Raw genomic sequence first — 13,629 nt, forward strand, 5'->3', positions numbered from 1 at the left:
GATCAGCCCGGCAACCCGAACAACCGCCGCGCGTTGGCGCTGGTCTGCGCGGCGATGTGCTCGACCGCCTCGCCGCGTAGCTGTGCGATGCAGTCCAGCACCGTGCGCAGGTAGGCCGGCTCGTTGCGTTGGCCGCGGATGCTGGCGTCGGGCTGATCCGGCGCATCGGTTTCCAGCAGCAGCCACTCCAGCGGCATCGTTGCGGCCAGGCCGCGCAGGCGATTGGCACGCGGGTAGGTGACCGGGCCGCCCAGGCCGATCATGAAATCCAGCTTCCACAATTGCCGTGCCTGTTCGGGGCTGCCGGCGAAGCTGTGCACCACACCACGCAGGCCGCCCACGGCCTTGATGCGGGCGATGACCTCTTCGGTGGCGCGCCGCGCATGCACGATCAGCGGCAGCTCGAAGCGCCTGGCCAGCTGCAGTTGCCCGTCGAAATAATCGCGCTGCATCTGCGCGTCCAGCCCGTCCAGATAGAAGTCCAGCCCGCACTCGCCAATGGCGCAGGGCCGCTCGCGCTCGATCCACTCGGACAGCAGCTCCAGATGCTCGGGGCGGTGCTGATCGAGAAAGATCGGGTGCAGCCCGTAGGCGGGGTGCAACCCGGGGGCCTGGGTGCAGACGGAGCGCAGCGCCGGCCAGCTGGCGGCGGTGATCGCCGGGATCACCTGCTGCACGACACCGGCCGCCTGCGCGCGCGCGATCACCGCGGCGCGGTCGTGCTCGAACTCGCCGGCATCCAGATGGCAATGGCTATCGACCAGCTGCATCAATCGCGGCGCACCGGCGCGGGCAGCGGTGCCTTGCGCGTCTTCCAGTTGGCCAGCAGCAGCGTGGTCAGGCCGAACAGCAGCTCGTCCAGGAACGGGATCGGGTCCGGGAGCACCAGGTCGACCAGAAACAGCGCCGCAGCCAGCTTGAACAAGGTGGGGTAGCGCAGCTTGCTGGCCCAGTCCAGGGCGCGCGAGGTGATGGGGTTGCGCATGCGAATGCTCCGGCTGTTAGAGGCGCATGAAGTAACCGCTAGCTGAACTTAACTGCGGCGTTCATGAGCGAGGGCGTTTTTGTTCAGGGTTCACGTGCTGGAATCACGCCGTCAACAACGCGGCGTGTCCGCACGGAGCTGGATCATGAAGAGCAATACGACAACTATACTGGTCGCTGCTGGTGCGTTGCTGGTCGGAGGCGTGGCCACTGCTGCCTTTATGAACAATCGCCCGTCATCCGGCGATTTCGTCGCCAACGGCGAGCCGGCACCGCGTGGTCTGGAATACGCCGACGTGGTCAAGGTGGCACCGATCACCGAGCGCGAGCCGCAGTACGCGCAGGTCGTCAACAGCGCGGCCATCCGCGAAACCACCACCAGCTCCTCGCCGCGTGAAGTCTGCCGCGACGTGGTGGTGCAGGAACGTCTGCCCGAGCGCGATGGCAATGTCGGCGGCACCGTCGCCGGTGCGGTGATCGGCGGCCTGCTCGGCAACCAGGTCGGCGGCGGCAACGGCCGCAAGCTGGCCACGGTGGCCGGTGCGGTCGGTGGCGGCATGGTCGGTAATCGCGTGGACCGCAACCATGTCGGTGGCCGCGTGGTGGATCGCACCGAGCGCCAGTGCCATACCGAAAACGCCAATTCGCAGTCCTCGCGCGTGGTGGGCTACGACGTGACCTACCGCAATGCCGACGGCACCACCGGCACCATGCGCATGGACAGCAAGCCGGGCGAGCGCATCTCGCTGGGCGATGCCGACAACGTGGTGGCCTACGACGTGACCTACCGTTATGACGGTTTCGAAAAGACCGTACGCATGAACGACAAGCCGGCCAGCGACCGCCTGCCGGTGGTCGACGGTCAGCTGGTGACCCAGACCGCCTCGACGGCCGGTGACCGCGGCGTCCGTGTGGATGCGGGCAGCACGCGCCAGTAAATCGCTGGCAGCCACCCACCCGGGATCGCTGCAGTAGCAGGAAAGGAGCCGGCATTGCCGGCTCTTTTCGTTTCCAGGCGCCAGCGGTGCATCCCGTGCGCTGCACGGGCGCCGCCATGTCCGGCCGGCAACTGGCTGATAATCGTTGCTTATCCTGCAGTGGAATCCGACATGCCGGTACGTCCCGATGATCTGTTCGATGTACGCGCGCTGCTGACCGATGAAGAGCGGGCAGTGCAGGATGCGGTGGCGCGCTTCACCGACACGCGGGTGCTGCCGGCGATCGGCGACGCCTTCGATGCAGGGCGCTTCCCGCGCGAATGGGTGCCGGAACTGGCGGAGCTCGGCCTGCTGGGCGCCAGCCTGCCGGTACGCGATGGCGGCGCGGGCCTGGGCGCGGTGGCGTACGGATTGATCTGCCAGGAACTGGAGCGCGGCGACAGCGGCCTGCGCAGTTTCGTCAGCGTGCAGTCCTCGCTGTGCATGTACCCGATCCATGCGTACGGCAGCGACGAACAGCGCCAGCGCTGGTTACCGGAGATGGCAGCGGGGCGTCTGATCGGCTGTTTCGGGTTGAGCGAAGCCCAGGGTGGCTCGGACCCGGCCGCGATGACCACGCGCGCGGTACGGCAGGGCGATGGCTGGCGCTTGAACGGGTCCAAGATGTGGATCACCAACGGCAGCATCGCCGGCATTGCGATCATCTGGGCACATACCGATGACGGGGTGTGCGGCTTTCTGGTGGAGACCGGCAGCGCCGGCTTCCGTGCGCAGGACATCGGACACAAGATGAGCCTGCGCGCGTCGGTGACCTCGGGGCTGTTCCTGGACGATGTCTATGTGCCGGAGCAAATGCGGTTGCCGAACGCGGCCGGTCTGAAGGCGCCGTTGAATTGCCTCAATCAGGCGCGTTACGGCATTGCCTGGGGTGCGATCGGTGCGGCGGTGGCCTGTCTGCGCGAGGCGCTGGCCTACAGCGGGCAGCGCATCCTGTTCGGCCGGCCGCTGGCGGCCACGCAGAGCGCGCAGATCAAGCTGGCCGACATGGCCCGGCGGATTTCCACTGCGCAGCTGCTGGCGCTGCAGCTCGGACGCCTGAAGGAAGCCGGCCAGCTGCGGCCCGAACAGATCTCGCTGGCAAAATGGAATAATTGCCGCATGGCCCTGGACGTGGCGCGCGAGTGCCGCGATCTGCTCGGCGCGGCCGGCATCACCACCGAGCATGTGGCGATCCGGCATGCGCTGAACCTGGAATCGGTGATCACCTACGAGGGCACCGAGACCGTGCATCAGTTGGTGGTCGGGCGTGCGTTGACGGGACTCAATGCGTTTTGACGAGGAGTGGGTGTTGATCGACAAGGATGGAAGGCGGCGCCTGCGTGGCGTGTCCTGGATGCTCTGCGTGCTGGCGGTGGTTGCGAGCGTGATCGTACCGGCACAGGCCAGCGAGGCGCCGCGCATGGCGCCGCCACCGGCCTGGGTCATCGCCGATGCGGTGCCCGACAAGGTGCCCGGTGCCAGCGGGCTGCGCTATGAGCTGGTCTCCGATCAGGTCGATCTGACCGGCGCCGCGCCGCAGGCGTATCGCCGCCTCAGTTACACCGTGCAGCGTGCGAAGAGCCTGGACGAAGCCGGGCAGATCTCCATCGATTACCAGCCGCAATACCAGCAGCTGGCGCTCAACAGCCTGGAGGTCTGGCGCGACGGCAGGCGCATCGACATGCGCACACAGGCGCACTACGCCAGGTTGCGCCGCGAAAGCGGACTGGAAGAGGGCCTGATCGATGGCGCGCTGACGCTGTCGATCACCTTGCCGGACCTGCGCGTGGGCGACCGGGTCGACTATGGGGTGACCATCACTGGCAGCAATCCGGTGTTCGGCAAGGGCTATTACGACGTGTTCGACGCGCGCTACGGCGTACCGCTGGGCGAGCGCCGGGTGCGAGTGCGGTATCCCGCCGGGATGGGATTGCAGTGGCGGGTGAGCGCGCCAGGCTTCAGCCGCAACGTCAGCCGCGCCGGCGACGTGGCGACGCTGGACATTGCAGCGCGCGACCTGCCCGCGGTACAGGAGGAAAAAGACGCCCCGGAGGATGTCGATCCGTATGGCCTGATCGAAGTCTCCACGGCCGGCAACTGGGAAACGGTGGCGGCGTGGGCAGCGCAGCTGTATCCGCGCGCGTTCAAGGACGCACGCGCCGCCGAGGGCATGGTGCAGAGCCTGCAGCTGCGCAGCGACGAGCCGCAGGGCGCACTGCTGCGTGCAGTGGCCTTCGTGCAGGGCGAAATCCGCTACGTTGGCCTGGACATGGGTGAGAACTCGCACGCGCCGCATACGCCGGAGGTGACGCTGCGCAACCGCTATGGTGACTGCAAGGACAAGGCCACGCTGCTGATTGCGCTGCTGCAGCTGGCCGGCATCCGCGCCGAGCCGGTGCTGGTCAGCAGCGACAAGGGCCATGGACTGGATCTGCGCTTGCCCAGTCCGTATGCCTTCGATCATGTGGTGGTACGCGCGCACCTGCCGCAGGGCGAGGTATGGGTGGATGCCACGCGCGATCGCGAAGAGGGCCCGCTTGCGCAACGGCTGCCGTTGCCCTTCGTGCGTGGCCTGCCGGTGATGGCCGGCCAGCGCGACCTGGTGGCGGTGCCATCGCCGATGCCGACGCTGCCGCTGATCGAGGTGGACGAGGAGATCGCGGTGTCGCTGCGCAAGCCGCAGCGCGTGGCGACCTTCAGCGTGGACACGACGTACCGGCAGGGGCGCGGCGAACGTGTGGCGACCAGTTTCGACGACAACGGCGCGCAGGCGGTCGGCGAACACTATCTGGAATTCATGCAGCAGTACTACAGCGCGCTGACCCAGGTCGGCGTGCCGACCATCGACGCGACCGATCGACTGAACGTACGCACGCACGAGGCCTATCGCCTGGAGTGGCCGGCCGACGAGGGCGACGAAGTCGGCTTCCCGCTGTTCCAGCTCGGCGAATGGATGGACGCCTTGCCCGCCGCGGCGCGCAAGAGCCCGCTGGCACTGGACGGCCCGCGGCTGGCGCGGCAGACCGTGCGGGTGCGGGTCGATCCGGCGGTGCCGGTGGAGGCCGATACGCAGGTGGTCGCCAACCCCTGGTTCCGCTTTTCGCGCACGGTCTCCATGCACCAGGGACGCATCGTCATCGTCGGCGAGTGGCAGCGCCTGTCCGACCGCATTCCCGCCAGCGGCGTGAAGCGTGCGGCCGCCGACATGGAGCGTGCCCGCGACCTGCTGTACTTCAATCACGATCTCAAGCCGCATCCGCGCAGACAGCCGCTGGAGATGCACGTCTTCGTCTATCCGCTGGCCGGGCTGCTGGCGCTGGTCGTGTTGGTGCTGGCATGCCTGGCCTGGTGGCGCGGCGGTGGCCTGGGCGGGATGCTGTTCGATCCGCACACCGTTGCGCAGCGCTTGCACGCGCAACCCGGTGCGCGCTGGAGCGCGTGGTGTGTATTCGGCCTGGTCGTCGTGCTCTCGAGCTGGATGTGGGTGTCTCCGCGGCCGCTGTGGGTGCACGCCATCGCCGTGGTGATCATGCTGGCCATCACGCTGGCGGGCTGCGTGCTGCTGCAGCGGATATTGCGCTGGATGGGCGGTGTCGCACAGGTCGGTGCGTTGCTGCCGGCGCTGCTGGGCAGCGCGTTGCCATGGCTGGTCTGCCTGCTGGCGGCGCTGGCCGCGCTCGGTGGCAATAGTGTCCTGTTCGGCACCGGCGTGCATGATCCAGCCAGGCTGGCGCAGCTGGCCATGGCGGTGCTGCTGATGCTGCTGGGCGGGCTGTGGTGGTCGATCGCGGCGGTCCAGGCGGTCGCCGGTGCGACCGGCGGTACACGGGCGCGTGCCTTTGGTGCGCTGGCATTGACATTGTCGGTGCTGGGCATGCTGATTGCCGTGCTGGGGGTGCCGGTGGCGCTGGTGGCGATGCGCTGAGGCGCGCCGCCCGCAGCGCACGCAGCCGCGGCCACGCCTTGCGGCAGAATCGGCGCAGGGCTTTGCAAAGACTCCCGGGGCTGTGACACTGCCAGCCCCTCGTTGCTGCCGCGGAGCCAGCCTGATGTCGAGCGTGCGTCCCCCGTTGACCGTCCATGGCATGTCCAGTTCCGGCAACTGCTACAAGGTGCGCCTGCTGCTGGAGCAACTGGGCAGCCGCTATCACTGGGTCGAGGTCGACAGCGTCGCCGGCGAAACCCGCACGCCCGCGTATCTGGCCATCAATCCCAATGGCAAGGTGCCGATGGTGGAGCGTGACGACGGCCGCGTGCTGGTCGAATCCAACGCAATCCTGTTCTGGCTGGCCGAAGGCACCCCGTATCTGCCCACCGACGCGTGGCAGCGTGCGCAGGCCCTGAGCTGGATGTTCTTCGAGCAGTACAGCCATGAGCCGTATGTGGCGGTGGCGCGTTTCATCAGCCTGTGGACGCCGCGCGATGCCGCGCGCCGCGCCGAATTGCCGCAGCTGCGCGCACGCGGCGAGCAGGCGTTGGCGGTGATGGAACAGCATCTGCAGCAGCACCGCTGGTTCACCGGCAGCGACTACGGCATCGCCGACATCGCGCTGTTTGCCTACACCCATTGCGCCGAGGACGGCGGCTTCGATCTGGAGCGCTGGCCGGCGATCGGTGCCTGGCTGCAGCGTGTGCAGGCAGTACCTGGTTTCATTGCAATGCCGGCACCGGCACCCGGCGCGGTGACGGCATGAGTGGCATGCGCTGCCGGCAGGAGCACTGACGATGTGTGGATTGGCTGGACTGCTGCTGGCCTCGCCACGCATGCATGGCGAACAACTCGACGCCCTGGTGCGGCCGATGGGGGCCGCCTTGCGTCATCGCGGCCCCGACGATGCCGGCACCTGGTGCGATGCGCAGGCCGGCGTGGCGCTTGCGCATCAACGCCTGAGCATCCTGGATCTGTCGCCGCTCGGCCATCAGCCGATGCGCTCGGCCGATGGCCGTTATGTGCTGGCCTACAACGGCGAGATCTACAACTTCGCGCAGTTGCGCGCGGCCCTGTCCGCGCTCGGGCACCGCTTCCGTGGTCATTCCGATACCGAAGTGCTGTTGGCGGCGGTGGTGGAGTGGGGGCTGGACGACACCCTGACCCGCTGCAACGGCATGTTCGCGCTGGCGCTGTGGGACGAGCGCGACAACTGCCTGTCTCTGGCCCGCGACCGCGTCGGCAAGAAGCCGCTGTACTACGGCTGGGCCGGCGACACGCTGGTGTTCGGTTCCGAACTCAAGGCGCTGTGGCAGCACCCGGAGTTCGATAACGGGGTAGATCGCAATGCGCTGACCCTGCTGCTGCGGCTGGGCTACATCCCGGCGCCGGCCTGCATCCACGAGCGCACCTTCAAGTTGATGCCCGGGCGCGTGCTGCGGCTGGATGCGCAGATGGTGGCGGCCGGCGCGGCGGCGCATCGGCCGGACCAGGCGCAGCAGCCGTTCTGGAACGCACGCGAGGCGATGCAGCGCGCGCTGGCGGCACCGTTCACCGGCAGCGATGCACAGGCCGAGGAACAGCTCGACGCAGTGCTGCGCGATGCGGTGGCGCTGCGCATGGTGGCCGACGTGCCGGTGGGCGTGTTCCTGTCCGGCGGCACCGATTCGTCGATCGTCACCGCGATGATGCAGGCGCAGAGCACCCAGCCGGTGCACACCTTCAGCATCGGCTTCGAAGGCTCGCATCACGACGAGGCGCCGCTGGCGCGCGAGGTGGCCACGCATCTGCACACCGACCACACCGAGCTGTACGTCAGCGGCGCCGATGCGCTGGCGGTGGTGCCGACCCTGCCGGACATGTTCGACGAGCCCTTCGCCGATGCCTCGCAGGTGCCGACCGCGCTGGTCGCACGGCTGGCGCGTGGCGGGGTGACGGTGGCGTTGTCCGGCGATGGTGGCGACGAGTTGTTCTTCGGCTACGGCCGGTACCAGCGTGCGCTGCGCAACTGGCGCATGCATGGGCTGGTGCCGGGGCCGCTGCTGCGGCTGATGGCGCTGGCGGCACGCCGCAACGGCGAGTCCTCGCGCACCGGCGGCCTGGCCGCGCTGGTGGCCGAGGCCGGCGCACGCGGCATCGGCGACATCTACCGCAACCGCATTTCGCGCTGGCGCGATCCGGCCGCGGTGGTGCTGGGCGCGACCGAGCCCGACAGTTTCTACAGCCTGGCCGACCCGCTGCACGGCTCCGGCACCCCGGCCGACGCGATGATGCTGGCCGACTTTGCCGCCTATCTGCCTGACGACCTGCTGTGCAAGGTGGACCGCACCACCATGGCGGTGGGGCTGGAAGCGCGCGCGCCGTTGCTGGACTGGCGCGTGGCCGAGTTCGCCTGGTCGCTGCCGCTGTCGCTGAAGTACCGTGACGGAGTCAGCAAGTACCTGCTCAAGCGCGTGCTGTGCCGGTATCTGCCCGAGCCGATGGTCTACCGCGGCAAGCGCGGCTTCGGCGCGCCGGTGAGCGCCTGGCTGCGCGGGGATCTGCATGGCTGGGCCGACGATCTGCTGGCGCACGCCACCCTGGAGCGCGACGGCGTTTTCGCTGCCGACACCGTGGCCGGGCTATGGCGCGACTTCAATGGCGGCGAGCGCAAATGGCATACCCATCTGTGGACGGTGCTGATGTTCCAGGCCTGGCAGGCGCACTGGCGCACGCAACGCGCCGCAATCGGCCGCTGAGGCGGCCGCGCTTCACCGGGTATGAGCGCCAGGCTGACTAGAGTCGGGCGCTGATTCCCCAATGGAGCGTTCCCATGAGCAAGATCACCATCGCCGTGCTGGTCGGCAGCCTGCGTGCAGCGTCCTATAACCGCCAGCTGGCGCACGCGCTGGAGCATCTGGCCGGCGACAAGGCGGTGTTCGAGTATCTGGAGATTGGCGACATCCCGCTGTACAACCAGGACCGCGACGGCGATTTTCCGGCTGAAGGCACGCGGCTGAAGCAGCAGATCCGGGCGGCGGATGCGGTGCTGTTCGTGACTCCCGAATACAACCGCTCGATTCCCGGCGTACTCAAGAACGCCATCGATACCGGCTCGCGTCCCTACGGCGACAGCGCCTTTGCGGGCAAGCCGGCTGCCGTGGTCGGCATCTCGGTCGGGGCGATCGGCACCGCCACCGCGCAGCAGCATCTGCGCAATGTGTTGTCGTATCTGGACATGCATGTGCTCGGCCAGCCGGAAGTCTTCCTGCAGTACAAGGACGGGCTGTTCGGGGCCGACAACCAGATTGCCAACGCCGACAGCCGCAAGTTCCTGCAGGGCTTTGTCGACGCCTTCCTGGGCCTGACCGAACAGTTCAAGCGCTGAGTTGACCACAGCGGTGGTGCGCCTGGAGGCGGCCGCCAATGGCGGCCGGTGGTGCGGCGCAAACCCAGGCACCGCAAGCGTCTCGGCGGTTGCGACAGCTGCCGCGTAGAACGGTGATGCACCGGCTGTCCACCAGTTATCCACAGAGTTGTGCATGGTCGTCGGCGCCGCCGATGACTATGCTTCCTGCCCCCGTCTCCCTCGTGTCAGGTCTGTTTGTCCATGTCTGCTCGTCCTGGTTTCCGTTCCAAGCGCAATCGCGATCGCGATGACGATTACGATCGTCCCGAGCCGCGGCTTGACCAGTTGCGGGTGCCGCCGCATTCGGTCGAGGCCGAGCAGGCCGTGCTCGGTGGGCTGATGCTGGCGCCGGAGGCGTTCGACCGGGTCAACGACCAGCTGACCGACAACGATTTCTACCGCCGCGATCATCGCCTGATCTACCGCGCGATTCGCGAACTGAACGAAAAGGACCGCCCCTTCGATGCGGTGACCCTGGGCGAGTGGTTCGAATCGCAGGGCAAGCTGGAACAGGTGGGCGATGGCGCGTACCTGATCGAGCTGGCCAGCACCACGCCCTCGGCGGCCAATATCGCCGCCTACGCGGAGATCGTGCGCGACAAGGCGGTGCTGCGGCAGCTGATCGAAGTGGGTACCACCATCGTCAACGACGGCTTCCAGCCCGAGGGCCGCGAAAGCGTGGAGTTGCTGTCGTCGGCGGAAAAGGCGGTATTCAAGATCGCCGAGGCCGGCGCGCGAGGGCGCACCGACTTCGTGGCGATGCCGGGCGCATTGAAGGACGCCTTCGAAGAATTGCGCAGCCGTTTCGAAAACGGCGGCAACATCACCGGCCTGCCGACCGGCTACAACGATTTCGACGCGATGACCTCCGGCCTGCAGCCGACCGACCTGATCATCCTGGCCGCGCGTCCGGCGATGGGCAAGACCACCTTTGCGCTGAATATCGCCGAATACGCCGCGATCAAATCCAAGAAGGGCGTGGCGGTGTTCTCGATGGAAATGTCGGCCTCGCAGCTGGCCATGCGCCTGATCTCGTCCAATGGCCGCATCAACGCGCAGCGGCTGCGTACCGGTGCGCTGGAAGACGAGGACTGGGCGCGGGTGACCGGCGCGATCAAGATGCTGAAGGAAACCAAGATCTTCATCGACGACACGCCTGGCGTGTCGCCGGAAGTACTGCGTTCCAAGTGCCGCCGACTCAAGCGCGAGCACGACCTTGGGCTGATCGTCATCGACTACCTGCAGCTGATGTCGGTGCCGGGCAACAGCGAAAACCGTGCGACCGAGATCTCGGAAATCTCGCGTTCGCTCAAGGGCCTGGCCAAGGAACTCAACGTGCCGGTGATCGCGTTGTCGCAGCTCAACCGCTCGCTGGAAACACGTACCGACAAGCGCCCGGTGATGGCCGACCTGCGCGAATCCGGCGCGATCGAGCAGGACGCGGACATGATCGTGTTCATCTACCGCGACGACTATTACAACAAGGAAAATTCGCCGGACAAGGGCCTGGCCGAGATCATCATCGGCAAGCACCGCGGCGGACCGACCGGTTCGTGCAAGCTCAAGTTCTTCGGCGAATACACCCGTTTCGACAATCTGGCCCACGACTCGGTAGGCAGTTTCGAGTAAGCGTCCCGCGTGGTGCCGGGCGGCAATCCGTCGCTGCGGCATCGCGCCATCGTTGCAGCGGCTGGCTTATCCTGCGCGCCTCATCGTCGCTGCCGAGCTTGTATGTCATACGCCATCGTCTGGTTCCGTCGCGATCTGCGCCTGGAAGACAACCCGGCCTTGCAGGCTGCGCTGGATGCGGGGCACCAGCCGATTCCGCTGTATATCGATGCGCCGCACGAAGAAGGCGAGTGGACACCGGGCGCGGCCTCGCGGAGCTGGCGGCATCGCTCGCTTGCGGCACTGGATGCGGCCTTGCGCGCGCTGGGCAGCGGCCTGGTCATTCGCGCCGGCGACAGCGCGCAGGTACTGGATGAGGTGATCGCGCAGACCAAGGCGGTGGCGGTGTACTGGAACCGCAAGTACGAGCCGGCCACACAGCCGCGCGATGCGCAGATCAAGCGCAGCTTGCGTGAGCGCGGGATCGAGGTGCACAGCTGCAACTCCGCACTGCTGTTCGAACCCTGGCAGTTGGCGACGCAGCAGGGCGGCCCGTACAAGGTGTTCACCCCGTTCTGGCGCAACGCACTCACGCAGCTGCAATTGCCTGCTGCGGAGCCGGCACCGCGCAGCCTGCCGCCGTTGCCGGCGCAAGTGAAGACTATGGCGGTGGAGACGCTCGGGTTGCTGCCGACGCTGGACTGGGACCGGGGCTTCTGGGACCACTGGCAGCCCGGCGAGGCCGGCGCGCACGAGATGCTGGAGATCTTCATCGACGGTGCGCTGTCCGGCTACCGCGAAAACCGCGACCGGCCCGATCGGGTTGGCACCTCGCAGCTGTCGCCGCATCTGCACTTCGGCGAGATCGCGCCGTGGCGGATCGCCAGCACGCTGGAAGCCAATCGCAACGCACGCAACGCGGCGGAGATCGACGGCTATATCCGCCAATTGGGCTGGCGCGATTTTGCGTATCACCTGCTGCACCATTTTCCCGATACCACCAACCAGAATCTCAACCCGCGCTTCGAAGGCTTCGACTGGGCACAGGTGGACCCGGTCGCGTTGCAGGCCTGGCAGCGCGGCCGCACCGGGATTCCGATCGTCGATGCCGGCATGCGCCAGCTCTGGCACACCGGCTGGATGCACAACCGGGTGCGCATGATCGTGGCGAGCCTGTTGTGCAAGCATCTGCGCGTGCACTGGATCGAGGGCGCGCGCTGGTTCTGGGACACCTTGGTGGATGCGGACCTGGCCAACAACACGATGGGTTGGCAATGGGTCGCCGGTACCGGCGCCGATGCAGCGCCGTATTTCCGCGTGTTCAACCCGGTCACGCAGGCGGAGAAGTTCGATCCGCAGGCGGCCTACATCACGCGCTGGATACCGGAACTCGGCAAGCTTGCGGTGAAGGAACGCTTCGCGCCGTGGCTGCATCCGTTGTCGCTGGCGCGTCTGGCACCGGAGTATCCGCGTATGCCGGTCATCGGCCTGGCCGAGGGCCGCGATGCGGCGCTCGCGGCGTATGCAAAGACGCGCGGCTAAGCCCGCGTTTCAGCGCGAAGGCCAACGGTGCTGCGTACTCACCTGAGACCCAAGTTTCGCGCGTTTCTTTTGCAGGGCTGAGCCGTCGCATGCTTGCGCTGCGTCGGTTGCGTGGCACGCCCACGAAGACGATGCAGAGATGTAAGGCGCAGTTCGAACAGAAAACGTTTTCCTGAATGCAGCACTAGCCAGATGCAGCCGGCGGTCGGTTTCATCATGCGCCAGTCGCGTTGGCCTGTTTATCCTCGCCGACACGATTGAGTGCCGGATGGTCCGGCCACAGGAGAACACCATGTCCCCAGCAGCCACCAAGAGCCTTGCCGTTGCCCTGGCCAGCGCCATCGCGTTGTCCGCCTGCGCCACCGGCGGCTCGTATGTGCAGCGCGACCAATATGGCGAGCAGACGCAACAGCAGAATCGCACCGGCCGCAACGCGCTGATCGGTACTGCGATCGGCGTGGCCGCTGGTCTACTGACCGGCGACAGCGCCACCGAGCGTCGTCAGCATGCGATGGTGGGTGCCGGCATCGGCGCGCTCAGCGGCGCGGCGGTTGGCCAGTACCAGGATCGCCAGGAGCGCGCGCTGCGTGAGCGCACCGCCAACACCGGTATCGAAGTGCAGCGCCAGGGCGACAACATCACCCTGAATCTGCCCGACGGCATCACCTTCGACTTCGGCAAGTCTGCATTGAAGCCGCAGTTCTACAGCGCGCTCAATGGCGTGGCCTCCACGCTGCGCGAATACAACCAGACCATGGTGGAAGTGGTCGGTCATACCGACAGCGTGGGCAGCGACGCGGTCAATCAGCGTCTGTCCGAAGAACGCGCCGGCGCGGTCGCGCAGTACCTGACCGCACAAGGCGTGCAGCGCGAGCGGATGGAAACCATGGGTGCCGGCAAGCGCTACCCGATTGCCGACAACAGCACCGATGCCGGCCGCGCGCAGAACCGCCGCGTCGAAATCCGCCTGATCCCGCTGCGCTCCGAAGGTGCCGGGAACAACACCGGCATGCGTTGAGTGTGCCGAACTGAATCGTGACGAGTCGATTGACGAGCCGCGATGAGTAAACAAGACGGGCCGCGAAAGCGGCCTGTTTTTTTTTGCGCTGCGAATTTTTTTGATCAAGCGCGACGCGTAAGTCTCTTGAGTGCTGTTTTGGCGGGTGCGGTTCCATTGCGGTTGCGGGATCTATGGGGCGGAA

General features: G+C 66.9%; 11 protein-coding genes. 9 read left to right on the forward strand and 2 right to left on the reverse strand.

Annotated elements, in window-relative coordinates:
• Positions 1-2: 2 nt before the first annotated feature.
• Together EO170_RS08860 and EO170_RS08865 are read right to left on the reverse strand one after the other, a co-directional pair.
• Positions 3-770, reverse strand: a complete 768-nt coding sequence (locus tag EO170_RS08860; protein ID WP_126944185.1) for a TatD family hydrolase — start codon at positions 768-770, stop codon at positions 3-5.
• Positions 770-985, reverse strand: coding sequence for a DUF6116 family protein (locus EO170_RS08865; RefSeq protein ID WP_023903489.1), 216 nt, complete (start codon positions 983-985; stop codon positions 770-772). Before EO170_RS08865 ends, EO170_RS08860 begins: the two co-directional genes overlap by 1 nt.
• Before the next feature lie 145 nt (positions 986-1,130).
• Here EO170_RS08865 and EO170_RS08870 point away from each other — a divergent pair, with 145 nt between their 5' ends.
• The 9 genes from EO170_RS08870 to EO170_RS08910 all read left to right on the forward strand — a co-directional run bounded on the left by EO170_RS08870 (position 1,131) and on the right by EO170_RS08910 (position 13,445).
• Positions 1,131-1,922 carry a glycine zipper 2TM domain-containing protein gene (locus EO170_RS08870; protein ID WP_006451921.1) on the forward strand — a complete coding sequence of 264 codons (792 nt, stop codon included), beginning with the start codon at positions 1,131-1,133 and terminating at the stop codon, positions 1,920-1,922.
• Between the two features lie 159 nt (positions 1,923-2,081).
• Positions 2,082-3,257, forward strand: coding sequence for an acyl-CoA dehydrogenase family protein (locus EO170_RS08875; RefSeq protein WP_180496930.1), 1,176 nt, complete (start codon positions 2,082-2,084; stop codon positions 3,255-3,257).
• Positions 3,258-3,315: 58 nt separating this feature from the next.
• A complete protein-coding gene (locus EO170_RS08880) occupies positions 3,316-5,886 on the forward strand; it encodes a DUF3857 domain-containing protein (RefSeq protein WP_126944320.1) in 2,571 nt (856 codons plus the stop codon).
• 124 nt (positions 5,887-6,010) lie between these two features.
• Positions 6,011-6,655 carry a glutathione S-transferase family protein gene (locus tag EO170_RS08885; protein ID WP_164739663.1) on the forward strand — a complete coding sequence of 215 codons (645 nt, stop codon included), beginning with the start codon at positions 6,011-6,013 and terminating at the stop codon, positions 6,653-6,655.
• Between the two features lie 31 nt (positions 6,656-6,686).
• Positions 6,687-8,627 carry an asparagine synthase (glutamine-hydrolyzing) gene (gene asnB, locus EO170_RS08890; protein WP_126944188.1) on the forward strand — a complete coding sequence of 647 codons (1,941 nt, stop codon included), beginning with the start codon at positions 6,687-6,689 and terminating at the stop codon, positions 8,625-8,627.
• 74 nt (positions 8,628-8,701) lie between these two features.
• Positions 8,702-9,256 (forward strand): NADPH-dependent FMN reductase, encoded by a 555-nt coding sequence (locus EO170_RS08895; protein ID WP_104648377.1) that lies wholly within the window; start codon positions 8,702-8,704, stop codon positions 9,254-9,256.
• 222 nt (positions 9,257-9,478) lie between these two features.
• Positions 9,479-10,906: a replicative DNA helicase gene (locus EO170_RS08900; protein WP_104583351.1), complete on the forward strand. Its 1,428-nt coding sequence runs from the start codon at positions 9,479-9,481 to the stop codon at positions 10,904-10,906.
• 102 nt (positions 10,907-11,008) lie between these two features.
• Entirely contained in the window at positions 11,009-12,427 is a 1,419-nt protein-coding gene (locus tag EO170_RS08905; protein ID WP_126944191.1) for a deoxyribodipyrimidine photo-lyase, read from the forward strand.
• Positions 12,428-12,719: 292 nt separating this feature from the next.
• A complete protein-coding gene (locus EO170_RS08910; protein ID WP_016902719.1) occupies positions 12,720-13,445 on the forward strand; it encodes an OmpA family protein in 726 nt (241 codons plus the stop codon).
• The last annotated feature ends 184 nt before the right edge of the window (positions 13,446-13,629 follow it).

Origin of the sequence: Xanthomonas sp. BRIP62409 (genome assembly GCF_003992965.1) — a bacterium.
In the GTDB taxonomy this organism is placed as follows: domain Bacteria; phylum Pseudomonadota; class Gammaproteobacteria; order Xanthomonadales; family Xanthomonadaceae; genus Xanthomonas; species Xanthomonas euroxanthea.